Annotated in this window: 19 protein-coding genes; all 19 read right to left on the bottom strand. The window is 68.3% G+C overall.

What is annotated here, in order from left to right; all coding sequences use genetic code 11:
- Positions 1-42: 42 nt before the first annotated feature.
- The gene (locus ACH4EW_RS11080; RefSeq protein ID WP_398254806.1) at positions 43-489 is read right to left on the bottom strand and encodes a DUF2550 domain-containing protein; all 447 of its coding nucleotides are present in this window, start codon (positions 487-489) and stop codon (positions 43-45) included.
- A 134-nt stretch (positions 490-623) separates the two neighbouring features.
- The gene (locus ACH4EW_RS11075; RefSeq protein ID WP_072483714.1) at positions 624-998 is read right to left on the bottom strand and encodes a F0F1 ATP synthase subunit epsilon; all 375 of its coding nucleotides are present in this window, start codon (positions 996-998) and stop codon (positions 624-626) included.
- Between the two features lie 110 nt (positions 999-1,108).
- Positions 1,109-2,551 carry a F0F1 ATP synthase subunit beta gene (gene atpD, locus ACH4EW_RS11070; protein ID WP_398254410.1) on the bottom strand — a complete coding sequence of 481 codons (1,443 nt, stop codon included), beginning with the start codon at positions 2,549-2,551 and terminating at the stop codon, positions 1,109-1,111.
- On the bottom strand, positions 2,551-3,465 hold the full coding sequence (locus ACH4EW_RS11065) for a F0F1 ATP synthase subunit gamma (RefSeq protein WP_398254407.1): 915 nt from the start codon (positions 3,463-3,465) through the stop codon (positions 2,551-2,553). The genes atpD and ACH4EW_RS11065 overlap by 1 nt, the downstream gene beginning before the upstream one ends.
- Positions 3,466-3,468: 3 nt before the next feature.
- Complete coding sequence (gene atpA, locus ACH4EW_RS11060) at positions 3,469-5,040, bottom strand: F0F1 ATP synthase subunit alpha (protein WP_398254405.1); 1,572 nt, start codon at positions 5,038-5,040, stop codon at positions 3,469-3,471.
- 138 nt (positions 5,041-5,178) lie between these two features.
- Positions 5,179-5,994, bottom strand: coding sequence for a F0F1 ATP synthase subunit delta (locus ACH4EW_RS11055; RefSeq protein ID WP_398254402.1), 816 nt, complete (start codon positions 5,992-5,994; stop codon positions 5,179-5,181).
- Complete coding sequence (locus ACH4EW_RS11050; RefSeq protein WP_398254803.1) at positions 5,991-6,524, bottom strand: F0F1 ATP synthase subunit B; 534 nt, start codon at positions 6,522-6,524, stop codon at positions 5,991-5,993. The genes ACH4EW_RS11055 and ACH4EW_RS11050 overlap by 4 nt, the downstream gene beginning before the upstream one ends.
- A gap of 51 nt (positions 6,525-6,575) precedes the next feature.
- On the bottom strand, positions 6,576-6,806 hold the full coding sequence (gene atpE, locus ACH4EW_RS11045) for an ATP synthase F0 subunit C (RefSeq protein ID WP_030784624.1): 231 nt from the start codon (positions 6,804-6,806) through the stop codon (positions 6,576-6,578).
- Positions 6,807-6,879: 73 nt separating this feature from the next.
- The gene (gene atpB / locus ACH4EW_RS11040; protein ID WP_398254801.1) at positions 6,880-7,716 is read right to left on the bottom strand and encodes a F0F1 ATP synthase subunit A; all 837 of its coding nucleotides are present in this window, start codon (positions 7,714-7,716) and stop codon (positions 6,880-6,882) included.
- A 210-nt stretch (positions 7,717-7,926) separates the two neighbouring features.
- Positions 7,927-8,364 carry a hypothetical protein gene (locus ACH4EW_RS11035; protein ID WP_398254400.1) on the bottom strand — a complete coding sequence of 146 codons (438 nt, stop codon included), beginning with the start codon at positions 8,362-8,364 and terminating at the stop codon, positions 7,927-7,929.
- Positions 8,365-8,625: 261 nt separating this feature from the next.
- Positions 8,626-10,011 carry an MraY family glycosyltransferase gene (locus ACH4EW_RS11030; protein WP_398254397.1) on the bottom strand — a complete coding sequence of 462 codons (1,386 nt, stop codon included), beginning with the start codon at positions 10,009-10,011 and terminating at the stop codon, positions 8,626-8,628.
- A 91-nt stretch (positions 10,012-10,102) separates the two neighbouring features.
- Positions 10,103-11,368, bottom strand: coding sequence for a serine hydroxymethyltransferase (gene glyA, locus ACH4EW_RS11025; RefSeq protein WP_398254394.1), 1,266 nt, complete (start codon positions 11,366-11,368; stop codon positions 10,103-10,105).
- A gap of 156 nt (positions 11,369-11,524) precedes the next feature.
- Positions 11,525-12,166: a protein-tyrosine-phosphatase gene (locus ACH4EW_RS11020; RefSeq protein ID WP_398254392.1), complete on the bottom strand. Its 642-nt coding sequence runs from the start codon at positions 12,164-12,166 to the stop codon at positions 11,525-11,527.
- The gene (locus ACH4EW_RS11015; RefSeq protein ID WP_398254389.1) at positions 12,163-12,810 is read right to left on the bottom strand and encodes an L-threonylcarbamoyladenylate synthase; all 648 of its coding nucleotides are present in this window, start codon (positions 12,808-12,810) and stop codon (positions 12,163-12,165) included. Before ACH4EW_RS11015 ends, ACH4EW_RS11020 begins: the two co-directional genes overlap by 4 nt.
- 64 nt (positions 12,811-12,874) lie before the next feature.
- Complete coding sequence (prmC, locus tag ACH4EW_RS11010) at positions 12,875-13,720, bottom strand: peptide chain release factor N(5)-glutamine methyltransferase (protein ID WP_398254386.1); 846 nt, start codon at positions 13,718-13,720, stop codon at positions 12,875-12,877.
- Positions 13,721-13,762: 42 nt separating this feature from the next.
- Positions 13,763-14,839: a peptide chain release factor 1 gene (gene prfA, locus ACH4EW_RS11005; RefSeq protein WP_398254384.1), complete on the bottom strand. Its 1,077-nt coding sequence runs from the start codon at positions 14,837-14,839 to the stop codon at positions 13,763-13,765.
- 156 nt (positions 14,840-14,995) lie between these two features.
- Positions 14,996-15,220 carry a 50S ribosomal protein L31 gene (gene rpmE, locus ACH4EW_RS11000; protein WP_019764351.1) on the bottom strand — a complete coding sequence of 75 codons (225 nt, stop codon included), beginning with the start codon at positions 15,218-15,220 and terminating at the stop codon, positions 14,996-14,998.
- A gap of 142 nt (positions 15,221-15,362) precedes the next feature.
- A complete protein-coding gene (locus ACH4EW_RS10995; RefSeq protein ID WP_398254381.1) occupies positions 15,363-16,466 on the bottom strand; it encodes an LCP family protein in 1,104 nt (367 codons plus the stop codon).
- Positions 16,467-16,886: 420 nt separating this feature from the next.
- Positions 16,887-18,899: a transcription termination factor Rho gene (gene rho, locus ACH4EW_RS10990; protein WP_398254379.1), complete on the bottom strand. Its 2,013-nt coding sequence runs from the start codon at positions 18,897-18,899 to the stop codon at positions 16,887-16,889.
- Positions 18,900-18,952 lie beyond the last annotated feature (53 nt).

The raw sequence follows: 18,952 nt of genomic DNA, 5'->3' as shown, positions 1-18,952 counted from the left end.
GGGGAGACGGGCCCGCCCCCTGTCTCCCCGGTTTTTCGGCTCTCAGGCCACGTTCACCCTCTGGCCGGGCGGAGCCGCCTCCAGCCAGGCGAGGAACCCGGTCAGTGCGTCCTCGCTCATGGCCAGCTCCAGGCGGGTCCCACGATGGAAACAGCCGAGCACCACGGCGTCGGACAGGAGCGCCAGCTCCTCCTCGCCCTCGGGCAGCCGACGGGCGACCACCTCGATCGCGGAACGCTCCAGACCCCGGCGCGGGCGGGGAGCGTACGAGAAGACCCGGAACCAGTCGATCCGGTCGCCGCTGTACCGGGCGACCCCGTACACCCAGCCTTTGCCCGAGAGGTCGGGCTCCTCCGGCACATTCCATCGCAGGCTGCAGTCGAAGGTCCCGCCGGAGCGCTGAATCAGCCGCCGGCGCAGACCGAAGACGAAGAGACCAACTGCGATCAGTGCGACGACCAGCCCGCCCACCCACAGCGCGAGGAACATCTCCACCGACCTCCTCGCGTCGTCGAGTAACGGAAACCCCAGAACCGCACCTGCATCGCCTCAGCCGCGGCCCGGTCTGGAGTGGTCTCCAGCTCGGGCCGCGGCTGAGGGTAAAGCTACGTTGTGGCGGGGCGCTAGCGCACCGCCACCGCACGCAGTCGCACTTCGGCGCGCCGCTCGGAGGCGGCGTCCGTGTCCGACTTCGCACGCTCCAGCGCACGCTCGGCGCGCTGGACATCGATCTCGTCCGCCAGCTCCGCGATCTCCGCGAGCATCGAGAGCTTGTCGTCCGCGAACGAAATGAAACCGCCGTGCACAGCGGCGACCACGGTCCCGCCGTCGCTCGTACGGATCGTCACCGGGCCCGATTCCAGCACACCCAGAAGCGGCTGGTGACCGGGCATGACGCCGATGTCGCCGGACGTGGTGCGCGCGACGACCAGGGTGGCCTCGCCGGACCAGACACTGCGGTCCGCGGCGACCAGCTCGACGTGCAGCTCAGCAGCCAAGGGTGGCTCCTCGGGTCACCACCCGGCCGTTCATGCCGGGTGTTGGGTCAATTCTACGGGGCGTGGTGAGGGGGACGGGACGCACCCGCCCCCCTCGGTGAGCCATGGGCTCAGGAGACGCCGAGCTCCTTGGCGTTGGCCTTGAGGTCCTCGATGCCACCGCACATGAAGAACGCCTGCTCGGGGAAGTGGTCGTAGTCACCGTCGCAGATCGCGTTGAACGCGGCGATCGACTCGTCGAGCGGAACGTCCGAACCGTCCACGCCGGTGAACTGCTTGGCGACGTGGGTGTTCTGCGACAGGAAGCGCTCGACACGACGGGCACGGTGGACAACGAGCTTGTCCTCCTCGCCCAGCTCGTCGATACCGAGGATCGCGATGATGTCCTGGAGGTCCTTGTACTTCTGGAGGATCCCCTTGACACGCATGGCCGCCGAGTAGTGGTCCTGCGCGATGTAGCGCGGGTCCAGGATCCGGGACGTGGAGTCCAGCGGGTCCACGGCCGGGTAGATGCCCTTCTCGGAGATCGGACGGGAGAGAACCGTCGTCGCGTCGAGGTGGGCGAAGGTGGTGGCCGGGGCCGGGTCGGTCAGGTCGTCCGCGGGGACGTAGATCGCCTGCATCGAGGTGATCGAGTGACCGCGGGTCGACGTGATGCGCTCCTGCAGCAGACCCATCTCGTCGGCCAGGTTCGGCTGGTAACCCACCGCGGACGGCATACGGCCGAGCAGGGTGGACACCTCGGAGCCGGCCTGGGTGTACCGGAAGATGTTGTCGATGAAGAAGAGCACGTCCTGCTTCTGCACATCGCGGAAGTACTCCGCCATGGTCAGACCGGCCAGCGCGACACGCAGACGGGTGCCCGGCGGCTCGTCCATCTGACCGAAGACAAGCGCCGTCTTGTCGATAACACCCGAGTCGGCCATTTCCTCGATGAGGTCGTTGCCCTCACGGGTGCGCTCGCCGACGCCTGCGAACACCGACACACCGTCGTGGTTGTTGGCCACGCGGTAGATCATTTCCTGGATCAGAACGGTCTTGCCGACACCGGCACCACCGAACAGACCGATCTTTCCACCCTTGACGTACGGGGTGAGAAGGTCGATGACCTTGACGCCGGTCTCGAACATCTCGGTCTTGGACTCGAGCTGGTCGAAGTTGGGCGCCTTGCGGTGGATCGGCCAGCGCTCGGTGACCTCGGCCTCGGCCTCGGGCTTGTTCAGGATCTCACCGAGGGTGTTGAACACCTTGCCCTTGGTGATGTCGCCGACCGGGACCGTGATGCCGGTGCCCGTGTCGGTCACCGGGGCCTGGCGGACCAGACCGTCGGTGGGCTGCATCGAGATCGCGCGGACCAGGCCGTCGCCGAGGTGCTGGGCGACCTCGAGCGTCAGCGTCTTGAGCTTGCCGTCCTCGGCCGGGTCGGCCACCTCGACGGTCAGCGCGTTGTAGATGTCCGGCATCGCGTCGACGGGGAACTCCACGTCGACGACCGGGCCGATGACCCGGGCGACGCGGCCCGTGGCAACGGCCGTCTCAACTGTCGTCGTCATTACTTGTCACTCCCCGCGGTCGCGTCGGCGAGCGCACTGGCACCACCGACGATCTCGCTGATTTCCTGGGTGATTTCGGCCTGGCGGGCCGCGTTGGCAAGCCGGGAGAGGCTCTTGATGAGCTCACCGGCGTTGTCGGTGGCCGACTTCATCGCACGGCGGCGGGCGGCGTGCTCGGAAGCAGCCGACTGCAGCAGCGCGTTGTAGATCCGGCTCTCGACGTACCGCGGAAGCAGGGCGTCGAGGACGTCCTCCGCCGACGGCTCGAAGTCGAACAGCGGCAGGATCTCGCCCTTGCCGTCCTCGTCCTTCGCAGCGCCGAGGCTGAGCGGCAGCATCCGGTCGTCCACCGGGTTCTGCGTCATCATCGACACGAACTCGGTGAAGACGATGTGCAGCTCGTCCACGCCGCCCTCGGCGGTCTCCTTGCTGACCGACTCGATCAGCGGGGCCGCAGCCCCCTTGGCATCCGCGTACGTGGGGCTGTCGGTGAAGCCCGTCCACGATTCCTCGATCTTGCGCTCGCGGAATCCGTAGTAGGCGACACCCTTGCGGCCGATCACGTACGTGACGACCTCCTTGCCCTCACCGCGCAGCCGCTCGGTCAGTCGCTCCGCGGCCTTGATGGCGTTGGAGGAGTAACCGCCGGCCAGACCGCGGTCGCTCGTGATGAGCAGGATCGCGGCCCGTGCCGGAGTGTCGGCCTCGGTGGTCAGCGGGTGCTTGGTGGTGGAGCCGGTCGCCACCGCGGTCACCGCACGGGTGAGCTCGGTCGCGTACGGCGTCGACGCCGCCACCTGGCGCTGCGCCTTGACGATGCGCGAAGCGGCGATCATCTCCATCGCCTTGGTGATCTTCTTCGTGGCGGTGACGGAGCGGATGCGGCGCTTGTAAACGCGAAGCTGAGCGCCCATCGATCAGCCCTCGCCCAGGAGCTTGCCGTCCGAGGTCTCGAACTGCCGCTTGAAGGTGGCGACCGCGTCGGCAATCGCCTGCAGCGTGTCGTCGGACATCTTGGCGCCCTCGGCGATGCTGGTCAGGAGCTCCTTGCGCTCACGGCGCAGGTGCTCCAGCAGCTCGCTCTCGAAGCGACGGATGTCCTCGACCGGGACGTCGTCCATCTTGCCGTTGGTGCCGGCCCAGATGGAGACGACCTGCTCCTCGACCGGGTACGGGCTGTACTGCGGCTGCTTCAGCAGCTCGACCATGCGCTTACCGCGCTCCAGCGACGCCTTCGAAGCCGCGTCCAGGTCGGAACCGAAGGCGGCGAACGCCTCCAGCTCGCGGTACTGGGCGAGGTCGACACGGAGTCGGCCGGAGACCTGGCGCATGGCCTTGTGCTGGGCGGAACCACCGACACGGGAGACCGAGATACCGACGTTCAGGGCCGGACGCTGGCCGGCGTTGAACAGGTCGGACTCCAGGAAGCACTGGCCGTCGGTGATGGAGATGACGTTGGTCGGGATGAACGCCGACACGTCGTTCGCCTTGGTCTCGACGATCGGGAGGCCCGTCATCGAACCGGCGCCCATCTCGTCGGAGAGCTTCGCGCAGCGCTCCAGCAGACGCGAGTGGAGGTAGAAGACGTCGCCCGGGTAGGCCTCACGGCCCGGCGGACGGCGCAGCAGAAGCGACACGGCGCGGTAGGCGTCGGCCTGCTTCGAGAGGTCGTCGAAGATGATCAGGACGTGCTTGCCCTGGTACATCCAGTGCTGACCGATGGCCGAACCGGTGTACGGCGCCAGGTACTTGAAGCCGGCCGGGTCGGACGCCGGGGCGGCGACGATGGTCGTGTACTCGAGCGCGCCGGCCTCTTCCAGGGCACCGCGCACGGAGGCGATGGTGGAACCCTTCTGACCGATGGCGACGTAGATGCAGCGCACCTGCTTGTTCACGTCGCCCGAGCGCCAGTTGTCGCGCTGGTTGATGATCGTGTCGACTGCCAGAGCGGTCTTACCCGTCTGACGGTCGCCAATGATCAGCTGACGCTGGCCGCGGCCGATCGGCACCATGGCGTCGACGGCCTTGTAGCCGGTCTGCATGGGCTCGTGCACCGACTTACGGACCATGACGCCAGGGGCCTGCAGCTCGAGGGCGCGGCGGCTGTCGGTCGCGATCTCGCCGAGACCGTCGATCGGGTTGCCGAGCGGGTCGACGACGCGGCCGAGGTAACCCTCACCGACGCCGACGGAGAGCACCTCACCGGTGCGCTGCACCGGCTGGCCCTCTTCGATGCCGCTGAACTCGCCGAGGACGATGGCACCGATCTCGCGCTCCTCAAGGTTGAGGGCGAGACCGAGGGTGCCGTCCTCGAACCTCAGCAGCTCGTTCGCCATGGCCGAGGGAAGACCCTCGACCTTCGCGATGCCGTCGCCGGCAACGCTGACCGTACCGACCTCCTCGCGCGAGGCCGCGTCCGGCTTGTACGACTGGACAAAGTCCTCCAGCGCGTCCCGGATCTCCTCCGGCCGGATCGTGAGCTCCGCCATCTGGGTTCCCTGCTCTCCTTGTTGGGCCCGAAGTTTCTTAAGGGGGTCTGGGGGCCGACCCCCAGGAATCTTCTGCAGTTTCTGCACGGCCCAACCGGGCCGCTGGTCTTGCTGTGTTCTGTTGCTGCGCTGTGCTCGTCAGCCGGCCATGCGGCGGGACGCCTCGTCGAGGCGCTCCGCGATGGTGCCGTTGATGACCTCGTCACCGACCCGCACCGCGATCCCGCCGAGGACCGTGGGGTCCACATCGAGATTCAGGTGCATCGGCCGACCGTAGATCTTCGACAGTGCGGCGCCGAGACGCTGCTTCTGCCGATCGCTCAGCGGCACTGCCGAGGTGACCACGGCAACCATGCGGTCCCGGCGCTCCGCGGCAAGCTTGGAGAGGGACTCCAGTCCCGCTTCCAGGCTACGTCCACGCGGCTGGGTGACAAGCCGCACGACGACGCGCTCGGTGGCGGGCCGCGACTTGCCGCCGAGCAGGCTGCGCAGCAGCCGGCCCTTGGCGGCGGCGGACGCGGACCGGCTGGTGAGCGCGGCGCGCAGCTCCTTGTCGGAGGCGACGATCCGGCCGAACCGGAACAGCTCGTCCTCGACGTCGTCGAGGTCTCCGCTGCGCTGGGCGGCGGTGAGGTCTGCGATGTTCGCCAGTTCCTCGACCGAGTCGACCAGGTCGCGCGACTGCGACCAGCGGGAGCGGACCATGCCGGAGATCAGGTCGACGGTCTCGCCGCCCACCTGACCGCGCAGCAGTCGTCCGGCCAGCTCGGCCTTGGCCTCGCCGGCCTGCGACGGGTCGGTCAGGACCCGCCGCAGCGATACCTCGCGCTGGAGCAGCGCCGTTACGGCGGCCAGCTCCTCGGCGAGCTTCGCCGCGTCGACCGACGTGTTGTCGGTCAGCGCGTCGAGACGCTCACGTGCGGCAGCCAGTGCCTCGCGGCTCGCGCCGTTCATCGGACAGCCTCGGCCTTCGCCTCGAGCTCGTCGAGGAACCGGTCGACGGTGCCGCTCTGCCGGGCGTGGTCCTCGAGGGACTCGCCGACGAGCTTGCCGGCCAGGTCGGTGGCGAGCTTGCCCACGTCCTGACGCAGCGCGGCGGCCGCGGCCTTGCGGTCGGCCTCGATCTGGGCGTGGCCGGCAGCGATGATCTCCTCGCGCTGCCGCTGGCCTTCCGCCCGCATCTCCTGCAGGATCACGGCGCCCTGCTCCTGCGCCTCCTGGCGCAGGCGAGCGGCCTCGTGACGGGCCTCGGCGAGCTGAGCCTTGTACTGCTCAAGAACGCTCTGGGCCTCGGTCTGGGCCGCATCGGCCTTTTCGATACCGCCCTCGATCGCCTCGCGGCGCTCTTCCAGAACCTTGTTGATGTTCGGGAGGAGCTTCTTGGCGAGGAAGCCGAAGACGATGAGGAAGGCGATGAGGCCGATGACGAGCTCGGGAATCGGCGGGATGAGAGGGTTTTCCATCTCAGCCGCGACCGTAAGCATCTGGCTCACATCAGTGCCTTTCGTCTAGTTGGCTGGTCGTGAATCCGAAGATCACTTGCCGTAGACGAACGGCATGACCAGACCGATGAGGGCGAGCGCCTCACAGAAGGCGAAGCCGAGAATCTGGTTGGCGCGGATCAGGCCGGCAGCCTCGGGCTGACGGGCGAGAGCCTGGGTGCCGTTACCGAAGATGATGCCGACGCCGACGCCGGGGCCGATGGCGGCGAGGCCGTAACCGATGGAGCCGAGGGAGCCGGTGACGGCAGCAAGGGTCTGGGACATGCCAGTTCTTCCTTCTCTTTCACGGACCGGTGGGGGTTGGCCACCGGACGAATAAGGGTCGAGTGCGGGATGCTCAGTGGTGCTCGGCGAGCGCGCCCTGGATGAAGGTGCAGGTCAGGAGCACGAAGACGTACGCCTGCAGCGCCTGGATGAAGAGCTCGAACGCGGTCATCACGATGACCATCACAAAGGAGACGCTTGCGTAGGCGATCCCGATGCCGTTGAGCAGGTACCAGCTGGCGATCGTGAACAGCAGCAGGAGCGTGTGCCCCGCGAACATGTTCGCGAAGAGTCGGACCGCGTGGGTGAAGGGCCGGACCAGCAGGTTCGAGAAGAACTCGATGAGCATGGCCAGCGGCAGCACCGGGCCGAGACTCTTGTCGTAGCCGGTGAAGTTCTTGAGGGCACCGACGAAGCCGTGGCGCTTGAAGGTCAGGCTGACCCACAGGACGTAGACGATCAGCGCCAGCCCGATGGGGTAGGCGATGATCGACGTCACCGGGAACTGCGCGACCGGGATGATCGACCAGAGGTTCATCATCCAGACGAAGAAGAACAGCGAGACAACGAGCGGAACGTACTTCTCGCCCTCGCGCTTGCCGATCGTCTCGTAGACGACGCCGCGGCGGATGAAGTCGTAGCCCGCCTCGGCAACCATCTGCAGCTTGCCCGGGACGACCTTCGGTTTGCGGAAGGCGGCCCAGAAGAAACCGACGACGATGATCGAGCCGAGCAGGGCCAGCAGCATCGGCTTGTTGAAGTACAGGTTGCTGTCCGCGTCGCCCCAGATGGGCTCGAACAGGAACGAGTGCAAGCCGGGTGCCGGGAAACCACAACCGTCGAAGATGTGGCAATCGGTCTCGAAGGCGAGCACCTGTGTCGGGTCAGCACTCACCGCGGGCTCCTTCAGCGTGGCGCATAGGTACGGCAACCTCGTTGTGTCGGCGCGGCGCGCAGCCGCGGTTCGGCACTGGACTGGTGTAACGGATGTGTGAGCGGCAGTCAGGCATTGAGCCTCGCGATCGAGCAGGCGTCAGCTCACATGCCCGCGCCCGCAATGCCGCAGTTGGAACCGGACGATAGCAGGGTCTTGAACCCTTGCTTATCCCGCCCCTACCCTTCACGGCTTCGACCCCGTGTTTTCGAGCTTCTCACGCTTGTCGGACTCGGGTTCGACGTAAAGGATCTTGGCCTTCATGTGTGCACGCGCCTGTGCGCCGATCCACACGAGGGTCGCCGCGACCAGTGTGATCGCGAAGGCCTTCGGGTTGAACATCGTGGTGTCCTGGAATGCGGCGACAAAGATGAACAGCAGCAGAAGCTGGGCTGTGTACAGCATCAGCCCCATCGCCTGGAACAGGTGGGGCAGGGACCTCGCGGTCCGTTGCAGTACCGCGAGTCCGATCCCCATGAACAGGATCACCACGATCGTCGCAACGACCGCGCCAAGGGCTCCCTTGCCGCCCGCGACGCCACCACTGATGGCGGCGGCAACAGCGCCGACGACAGCGGTGGGTACGGCGGCTTGAAGGAGAGTCCGGGCGTCGTTGGACGGCATGGGGCAGCTCCGCTTGCAGGGGATGGGCAGTGTGTCGTCATGGACGAGCGTAGGCCCGGTCCGAGTCGATGCCTTGGGCCGATGGACCGTGGCACTCAGGTCCCTCAACTCCGTCACCGGGCTTAGTGAACGGTATCACAAACTATTTGATGAGGTCTTTACCAAGAAAGTGTGCTTGCTGTCACACGTGAGAGTGGATCTGCGCGTGTGAGCAAGACAACTCAATGGCTTGTCTGGTATTGCGCCTTGATGACCGAGTTGTCACCGAGTGGAATCAGCCCTATCTCTGTCCGAAAAACGCGAACGAGGGCCGATGGCAGTCGCCCCGTTGACGCCGGAGACTCCCACGACGATCGGGGCCCGCTCCTGGCCCTCGTGGCCCTCCTGCCCCATCTGTGTTTCCAGCGGCCCCTGTTGGGCCTCGGGTACGGATGAGGGTTCCGCTTCGGGCGCCGTGCGCCTGCCGCGAGAGCGGCGGTAGCGAGGCGGTACGAAGCGTTCCGCCCAGTACGGCGCACGCGGGGTGAAGCGGGGCATCAGCAGCAGTACGAGGCCCAGCGCGCTCATCCCCATGATCACCAGCACGATCCACAGGGACGCCGAGTGCACGGAGTAACCGACCGCGCCGAAGGCGATCAGAGCGGACCAGAAGTACATGATCAGCACAGCCCTGCTGTGCGAATGGCCGATCTCCAGCAGCCGGTGGTGCAGATGGCCGCGGTCCGCCGCGAACGGCGACTGGCCGTTCCACGTACGCCGCACGATCGCCAGCACCAGGTCGGCGGCCGGGATCGCGATGATGGTCAGCGGCAGCAGCAGCGGGATGAAGACCGGCAGCATCGCGTGGGTGGCCTCGCGCTCACTGCCGGCGAAGAGCTTCATCGTGTCCGGGTCGACCTGCCCTGTGACCGAGATCGCTCCGGCCGCCAGCACCAGGCCGATCAGCATCGAACCCGAGTCGCCCATGAAGATCCGGGCCGGATGCATGTTGTGCGGCAGAAAGCCCAGGCACATACCCATCAGGATCGCCATGAAGAGCGTCGCGGGGGCCGCCTCCTCGATCATGTGCCCGTACCAGAGCCGGTACGTGTACAGGAAGAACGCCGCGGCGGCGATGCACACCATGCCCGCCGCGAGACCGTCCAGACCGTCGACGAAGTTGACCGCGTTGATGGTGATGACGACCAGAGCGACCGTGAGCAGCGTGCCCTGCCACTGGGTGAGCGCGACGGTGCCGACGCCGGGGATCGGCAGCCACAGAATCGTCAGGCCCTGGAGGACCATGACCGCGGCGGCGATCATCTGCCCGCCGAGCTTGATCAGTGCGTCGATCTCGAACTTGTCGTCCAGAACACCGATCAGCCAGATCAGCGCGGCCCCGGAGAGCAGCGCCCGCGGCTCGTTGGAGAGCTGGAAGACCCAGTCGAGGTTGTGCAGATGGGACGCGACGATCAGTCCGGCGCACAGTCCGCCGAACATGGCGATGCCGCCGAGCCTCGGTGTCGGTTCTCGGTGGACGTCACGCGCACGGATCGCGGGCATCGCCCCGACCGCGATGGCGAACTTGCGCACCGGGCCGGTCAGCAGATAGGTAACCGCGGCCGTGACACAGAGCGTCAGCAGATAATCACGCACGGGCTGCCCCACAGATTTCGCCGGCCATCTCAGCCCACACCTTAAAACGTCGGGCTCATGGTTGAGGACACGGAGGCCGGGCCGATGGTTGCATGGACCACGTCTATCCCGGATAGGGCGGATATTTCCGGGCCAGTTCCTCGACCTCCGCGCGGATGTCGCCCTCCTCACGTACCGCCGCTCCGAGGAGCACGGCCAGCCGTGCCATGTCGGCGTCGTGCATACCCTGAGTGGTGACGGCCGCGGTGCCGAGTCTGATGCCCCGGGCGTCCCCGTACGGAAGCGCGCAGGTGTCCAGCACCAGGCCCGCCGCTGCCAGCCGGGCGCGGGCGGTCGCCCCGTCGGCGCCCAGCGGGGCCGGGTCCGCGACGATCAGATGGGTGTCCGTGCCGCCCGTGGTGATCTCGAAGCCCTCGGCCTCCAGACCTGCGGCCAGCACCCGGGCATGGGCCACCACTCGGTGGGCGTACGCCGTGAACGTCGGCGTGGCCGCTTCTGCGAACGCGACGGCCTTCGCGGCGACCGTGTGCATCTGCGCGCCGCCCTGGGAGAACGGGAAGACCGCCCGGTCGATCCGCTCGGCCAGCTCCGCACCGCACAGGATCATCCCGCCGCGCGGACCGCGCAGCACCTTGTGCGTGGTCGCGCAGACCACATCGGCGTACGGGACGGGGCTCGGCGCCGCTCCCCCGGCGATCAGCCCCATCGGGTGCGCGGCGTCGGCGATGAGATACGCGCCCACCTCGTCGGCGATCTCCCGGAACAGTTCGTAGTCGGGATGGCGGGGGTACGAGATCGAGCCGCTGACGATCGCCTTGGGCCGGTGCGCGCGGGCCAGGGTGCGCACCTGCTCGTAGTCGATCAGGCCGCTCTCGGAGTCGACCCCGTAACCGATGAACTCGAACCAGCGGCCGGAGAAGTTCGCGGGCGAGCCATGGGTGAGATGCCCGCCGTAGGGAAGTCCCATCGCGAGCACCGTGTCGCCGGGGCGCAGCAGGGCCGCGTATGCGGCGAGGACGGCGGAGGAGCCGGAGTGCGCCTGGACGTTGGCGTGTTCGGCGCCGAAGAGCGAGGTGGCCCGCCGGCAGGCGATGCGTTCGGCGGCGTCGGCCTGCTCGCAGCCGCCGTGGTAGCGGGCACCGGGGTAGCCCTCGGCGTACTTGTTGGCGAGCGGTGAGCCGAGGGCGGCGAGGACCGCGGGCGAGGTGAAGTTCTCGGCGGCGATCAGCTGGAGGGTGCTCGACTGCCGGTGCAGTTCCTCCAGCAGCACGGCGGCGATCTTCGGGTCCTCCCGGAGCAGGGCGCCGAAGTCCTGCGGCAGGGCGGCCCCGGCGGCGAGGGTGGGTGCGGCAGGAGTGGTGACCGGCATCTGACGGCTCCGGGCCTGGGGAGAGGTGCGCTGGCGTCAGCTCCAATGTAGGCCCGTGACGGGCCCCCTGCCCGCTGTGCGGCGACGCCGTCCACCCGCCCGGCCCCCAGTGGCCGGCCCGTGCGTACGGCCGTCAGAGTGGCACAGGCGCGCTCGTCAGTGCGGGGTGGATACGCCGGTCAGCGCGGTGAGCACCGGGTCGAGGGCCTGGTTGATCTCGTCGCCGATGGACCGGAAGAACGTGATCGGCGCGCCGTACGGGTCGTACACCTCGTCGGCCTCGACGGTGGGGGCCAGCAGCCAGCCGCGCAGCGCGGCCGCGGCACGGACCAGTGCGCGGGCACGCTCGACGACGCCCTCCTCGCGCGGGTCGGGCAGCGTGGCGGGGTCTATGGCCCGGACCAGCCGGGTGAATTCCTTGAGGGTGAAGGTCCGCAGGCCGGCCGAGTGACCCATCGAGATCACTTGTGCCCGGTGGTCGCGGGTGGCGGTGAGCACCAGGTCGGCGCGGATCACATGCTCGTCGAGCAGTTCCCGGCCGACGAAGCCGGTGGTGTCGGCGCCGAAATCCGCGAGGACGGTCTCGGCGTTGGCCTCCATGGGGGCGCCCTCGTGGCCCCAGGTGCCCGCGCTCTCCACGATCAGTCCGCCTTGGCGCGGATCTCCGAGGCGGTCCACCAGGGCGTGCCGGGTCAGCCGCTCGGTGATCGGTGAGCGGCAGACGTTGCCGGTGCTGACGTGGAGGATGCGGAAAGTGTCGGCCTGCCCCGCTATGCCACGCCCCTCAGGGGCGGTCAACTGGCCACCTCGAGGTCGGGTACCACCTTGCGGAGTTCCTCGACGGAGAGCGCACCGGCGCGCAGCAGTACGGGGACCTTGCCGGTCACGTCGACGATCGACGAGGGCACGATGCCGGGCGTCGGGCCGCCGTCGAGGTACACGGAGACGGAGTCGCCGAGCATCTCCTGGGCGGCGTCGCAGTCCTCGGGGGCCGGGTGTCCCGTGAGGTTGGCGCTGGAGACGGCCATCGGGCCGACCTCGGTGAGCAGTTCGATGGCGACCGGGTGCAGGGGCATCCGGATGGCGACGGTGCCGCGGGTGTCCCCGAGGTTCCACTGCAGCGACGGCTGGTGCTTGGCGACGAGTGTGAGGGCGCCGGGCCAGAAGGCGTCGACGAGCTCCCAGGCCTGCTCGGAGAAGTCGGTGACCAGTCCGTGCAGGGTGTTCGGGGAGCCGATCAGGACGGGCGTCGGCATGTTGCGGCCGCGGCCCTTGGCTGCCAGCAGGTCGGCGACGCCCTCGGCACTGAAGGCGTCCGCACCGATCCCGTACACGGTGTCGGTGGGCAGCACGACCAGTTCGCCGCGGCGGACGGCGGACGCGGCCTCGCGCAGACCCGTCGTGCGATCGGTCGCGTCGTTGCAGTCGTATCGCCGTGCCATCAGCCGGCCTCCTCAAGCATGTACGGGTGTGACGGGTACAGGTCGTGCGGGTGGTGGCCGCCGCTCACGGCGTGGCCTTGCGGGCCGTGGCGAACCGCGGCCGGTTGTTCAGGTCGGGATGGTCGGCCGCATCGGCCCAGCCGCGTTCCTCGGTGAAGATCCACGGCACCTGGCCGCCCTGGGTGTCGGCGTGCTCGATGACGACGAGGCCGCCGGGGCGCAGCAGGCGGTGTGCGGTGCGCTCGATGCCGCGGATGGTGTCGAGGCCGTCCTCGCCGGAGAAGAGGGCCATCTGCGGGTCGTGGTCCCGGGCCTCGGGTGCCACGTACTCCCATTCGGTGAGCGGGATGTACGGCGGGTTGGAGATGACCAGGTCGACCTGGCCGTCGAGCTCGGGAAGGGCCGTGAGCGCGTCTCCGTGGTGGACGGTGACCCGCGACCCCTCGGCGTTCTTCCTGGTCCACTTCAGGGCGTCGTCGGAGAGTTCGACGGCGTGCACGCGTGAGCGGGGAACCTCCTGGGCCATGGCCAGGGCGATGGCGCCCGATCCGCTGCAGAGGTCGACGATGAGCGGCTCGACGACATCCATCGCGCGGACGGCGTCTATCGCCCAGCCGACGACCGATTCGGTCTCCGGGCGGGGGACGAAGACACCGGGTCCGACCTGGAGCTCCAGGTAGCGGAAGAAGGCGCGTCCGGTGATGTGCTGCAGGGGTTCGCGGGCCTCGCGGCGGGCGATGGCCTCCCAGTAGCGGGCGTCGAAGTCCGCGTCCGGCACACGGTGCAGCTCGCCCCGCTTGACACCGTGCACGAACGCGGCGAGCTCCTCCGCGTCGAATCGCGGTGAAGGCACACCGGCGTCGGCCAGCCGCTGGGTGGCCTGGGCCACCTCGGCGAGCAGCAGGTTCATCGCGGTTCTCCGTACGGGGTTACGGGCGGGGCGGGTTTGAACTTATGCGGCGGCGAGCTTGGCGGCGGAGTCGGCGTCGACACAGGCCTGGATCACGGAATCCAGGTCGCCGTCGAGCACCTGGTCCAAGTTGTACGCCTTGAAGCCGACGCGGTGGTCCGAGATGCGGTTTTCCGGGAAGTTGTACGTACGGATCTTCTCGGAACGGTCGACCGTACGCACCTGGCTGCGCCGTACGTCCGAGGCTTCCTGCTCGGCGGCCTCCTGGGCGGCGGCGAGCAGTCGCGAACGCAGGATACGCATGGCCTGCTCCTTGTTCTGGAGCTGGCTCTTCTCGTTCTGGCAGGAGGCGACGACACCGGTCGGCAGGTGTGTGATGCGGACCGCCGAGTCCGTGGTGTTGACGGACTGGCCGCCGGGTCCCGAGGAGCGGTAGACGTCGATGCGGAGATCGTTGGCGTGGATCTCGACATCGACCTCCTCGGCCTCGGGAGTGACGAGCACACCGGCGGCGGAGGTGTGGATACGGCCCTGGGACTCGGTGGACGGCACCCGCTGCACGCGGTGCACCCCGCCCTCGTACTTCAGCCGGGCCCACACGCCCTGGCCGGGCTCGATGGCGCCGTTGCCGCCCTTGGTCTTCACGGCGACCTGGACGTCCTTGTAGCCGCCGAGCTCGGACTCGGTGGAGTCGATGATCTCGGTCTTCCAGCCGACGCGCTCGGCATAGCGCAGGTACATCCGCAGCAGATCGCCGGCGAACAGGGCGGACTCGTCGCCGCCCGCGCCCGCCTTGATCTCCAGGAGCACGTCCTTGTCGTCGCTGGGGTCGCGCGGGACCAGGAGGAGGCGGAGCTTCTCGGTGAGCTCTTCGCGCTGCTTCTCCAGGTCCTTGACCTCGTCGGCGAAGTCGGGGTCGTCGGCGGCGAGCTCTCGTGCCGTCTCGATGTCGTCCCCGGTCTGCTTCCAGGAGCGGTACGTGCCGACGATCGGGGCCAGCTCGGCGTAGCGCTTGTTGAGCCTGCGCGCGTTGGCCTGGTCGGCGTGGACCGCCGGGTCCGCGAGCTTCTTCTCGAGATCGGCCTGTTCACCGATCAGTTCCTCGACCGCCTCGAACATCTCCGGGCTCCTGGTTTCTTCACTCAAACGTGCCTGCTGGACGGCTTGATGCTGTCCGGGCCCGGGTTACGGGGACGGCCGGTAGCCCGGGCCGGAAAAAAACGCCGGTCTCGGCGCCCCCGGGAAGAGGGCGCCGAGAACCGGCGCAGTGGCTCGCTACTTGCTGGCGGAGCCGGCAGCCTTGCCGAAGCGGGCCTCGAAGCGGGCCACGCGGCCACCGGTGTCGAGGATCTTCTGCTTGCCCGTGTAGAACGGGTGGCACTCGGAGCAGACGTCGGCGCGGATGGTGCCGCCGTCGATGGTGCTCCGGGTCGTGAACGAGGCGCCACAGGTGCAGCTGACCTGCGTCTCGACGTACTCGGGGTGGATGTCGCGCTTCAAGGGTTTCTCCTAGGTTCGGGAGGGCGCCGGGTCGTACGCGCGGATTGCGTGTCCGTGAACCGGGGCCGACGTACCAGTCTGCCAGGACTGGCCGTATCTCCCAAAACCGGGGGCGGGCCGCAACTATTCCCGGCCCGCCCGGTCACTGCACGACGCTGCCCGCGGATCCCTTGTCGCCCGCCGACTTCTCGGTGGCGGAGGCGGGGATGGGCTTGTCGTGCTTGAGCGCCGTCCACACCTGCTGGTCGGCCTCCTCCAGCGGTATGACGCGGTTCGGGTCGGCCGGGTCGTACTGCACGGGCAGAGTGACCATGTGGACGTTGTCCGCGTCGAGCCCCTTGAGGCCGTTCGCGAAGCTGGTGAGTTCCTCGACCGAACCCAGCTCGGAGTCGGTGGTGAGGGCCTTGGTCGCCGCGTCCGCGAGGTCGAAGAGAGTCTTCGGGTTCGTGAACACGCCGACGCTCTTGGCCTGTTCCATCAGCGCTTTCATGAACGCCTGCTGGAGCTGGATGCGTCCGAGGTCGCTGCCGTCGCCGACGCCCTTGCGGGTGCGGACGAGGGCCAGCGACTGCTCGCCGTCGAGCGTGTGGGTGCCGGGTTCGAGATCCAGATGGCTCTTGGGGTCGTGGATCGCCTGGGTGGTGGTGATCTCCACGCCGCCCAGCTCGTCGATGAGCTTCTTGAAGCCGGTGAAGTCGACTTCGACGTAGTGGTCCATGCGGATGCCGGACATGGACTCGACGGTCTTGACCGCACAGGCCGGTCCGCCGACCTCGTACGCCGAGTTGAACATCGCGCGCTGCTCGCCCGGGACGGGCTGTCCCGTGGTGTCGCTGGTGCAGTCGGGGCGGGTGATGAGGGTGTCGCGCGGGATGGAGACGACGGAGGCGCTCTTGTGGCCCTTGTTGATGTGCACGACCATCGCGGTATCGGAACGGGCCGTTCCTTCGTCGACGCCGTACTCGGAGTTCGCGCCGGAACGGGAGTCCGAGCCGAGTACGAGGATGTCCTGGGAGCCGTTGTCGACGTTGTCGGGGCGGTTCTTGCCGAGCGCCGCGTTGATGTCGACGGCCTTCAGATTGCCGTTGAGCTTGAAGTAGGCGTATCCGAGCCCGCCGCCTGCGACGGCCAGGGCACCAGCCAGGGTCCAGGCGGCGATCACCTTCGCCCTGCGGCGGCGGGAAGGCCTCTTGCGGCGTTTGCCGGTCGGGCGTATTCGGCCACCGCTCCCTCTGTGCCCGCTCATCCTTCTCCTCCGGTCGTCAGCGTCTCCCGGCTACCCCCTGCAGCGGTGTTCGGGCACTGGTTTTGTCGGCTTTGGTGACTTGTTTCGCGACTTGTTTCCACTTCGTACGACGTCTTTCTACTTCGTACGACGTCGCAGCACGAAGAAGGGTTGCACAGTGACCTGTCACGTCCGCGTGAGGGCAAAAGGGACGCGTGACCTTGATGAACAGTTAGTGATCCCGCGCTCACCTGCGGTTTCTCTCCAGGTGCGGGCATCGTGGTGGCCTCTTTCGCCGTGACGGTTGTGTGGCGAAGGTCTCTGACCGACCGGAAGGCGTCGAATCGACTGCGTCACATTCGCGGGCCCTACGACACAGGGCCGCCCCCGTCACCGGAGTGACGAGGGCGGCCCTGTGATTCAGCCGATCCGGGTACGACGTCAGTCGTTGCCGTTGCCCGGAGCCGGCGTCGTCTTCTGGATCTGGAGCAGGAACTCCGCGTTGGACTGGGTCTTCTTCATCCGGTCCAGGAGGAGCTCGATCGCCTGCTGCTGGTCGAGCGCGTGCAGCACCCGGCGCAGCTTCCAGACAATCGCCAACTCGTCACTGCCGAGCAGGATTTCTTCCTTACGGGTGCTGGACGCGTCGACGTCCACCGCCGGGAAGATGCGCTTGTCCGAGAGCTTCCGGTCGAGCTTGAGCTCCATGTTGCCGGTGCCCTTGAACTCCTCGAAGATCACCTCGTCCATGCGCGAGCCGGTCTCGACGAGCGCGGTGGCCAGGATGGTCAGCGAACCGCCGTCCTCGATGTTGCGCGCGGCACCGAAGAAGCGCTTCGGCGGGTACAGCGCGGTCGAGTCGACACCACCGGACAGGATGCGGCCGGAGGCGGGGGCCGCGAGGTTGTACGCACGGCCGAGGCGGGTGATGGAGTCCAGCAGGACGACCACGTCGTGACCCAGCTCGACGAGACGCTTGGCACGCTCGATGGCCAGCTCGGCGACGGTGGTGTGGTCCTCGGCGGGACGGTCGAAGGTCGAGGAGATGACCTCGCCCTTCACCGACCGCTGCATGTCGGTGACCTCTTCCGGACGCTCGTCCACGAGGACGACCATCAGGTGACACTCGGGGCTGTTGACCGTGATCGCGTTGGCGATCGCCTGAAGGATCATGGTCTTGCCGGTCTTCGGCGGGGCCACGATCAGGCCTCGCTGGCCCTTGCCGATCGGTGCGACCAGGTCGATGATCCGCGTCGTCAGGACGTTGGAGTCGGTCTCCAGGCGGAGCCGGTCCTGCGGGTAGAGCGGGGTCAGCTTCTGGAACTCCGGGCGGCCTCGGCCGGTTTCGGGCGCCATGCCGTTGACCGAGTCGAGGCGGACGAGCGCGTTGAACTTCTCGCGACGCTCGCCGTCCTTGGGCTGGCGCACCGCACCGGTGACGTGGTCACCCTTGCGCAGGCCGTTCTTGCGGACCTGGGCGAGCGAGACGTACACGTCGTTCGGGCCCGGCAGGTAGCCGGAGGTCCGGATGAACGCGTAGTTGTCGAGGATGTCCAGGATGCCCGCGACGGGGATCAGGACGTCGTCGTCGGAGACCGGAACCTCGCTGGCGAACTCGTCACGGCCACGACGGCCACGACGGTCGCGGTAGCGGCCGCGACGACCGCGACGACCGCCTGCCTCGTCGTCGTAACCGTCGTCCTGCGGGCCGCTGCCCTGCTGGCCCTGGCGCTGCTGGCGCTGGCCGCTCTGCTGGCCCTGGCCGCCCTGCTCGTCGCCCTTGCCGCGGCGGTCGCGCTGACGGTCGCGGCGCTCCCCGCGCTCGCCCCGGTCCTGACGGTCGCCGCGCTGACCGCGGTCCTGGCGGTCGCCCCGGCGGCCCTCGGCCGTGTCGGCGGCGGCTTCGGCCTTGGCTTCGGCGCGCTCGTCGCTCTTCGGCTCGGCCTGCGTCTGAGCCTTGGCCTCGGCGGCCGGCTTGCTCTCCGCCTTGCTCTCCGGGCTGCCCGCCTGAGCGGTCGCACGGCGCCGACGACGCTCGCCCGTGGGCTGGTCGTCGCTGGCCGGCTGGCCGGGGATGTCGATCTGCTGCTGCGCGGCGGCCTTCTCGGCGGGCGCGGCGGCCGGGGACTCGTCCCCGGTGCGCGCCTTGGAGGTGGCACGGCGCTTCGGCTTGGTCACGGCATCCGCGGCGGGCGCGGCGGCCTTGGGCGCGGCGGAGCTACCGGCCTGCGCCTCCTTGATGACCTCGATCAGCTGGCCCTTGCGCATCCGCGCAGTGCCCTTGATGCCGAGGCCGGACGCGACCTGCTGCAGCTCGGCCAGGACCATGCCGTCAAGGCCGGTGCCGGAGCGGCGGCGCCGTGCGGTGGTGCCAGTGGCAGCACCTTCGGCGGGCGCGGCGCTGTCGACGGTCTTGTCGGCAGTCACGCCCATCAGATCGGTGGTGTCGCTCACGAAGGGTCCTTCCCTGGAGCGGACGTCGGCCTTCTGGCTCGGCGACCGGTTGT

This window comes from Streptomyces sp. NPDC018000 (assembly GCF_044328025.1).
Classification (GTDB): domain Bacteria; phylum Actinomycetota; class Actinomycetes; order Streptomycetales; family Streptomycetaceae; genus Streptomyces.
The sequence above is the reverse complement of the archived record's forward strand: the minus strand, read 5'-3'. Positions and strand labels throughout refer to the sequence as shown.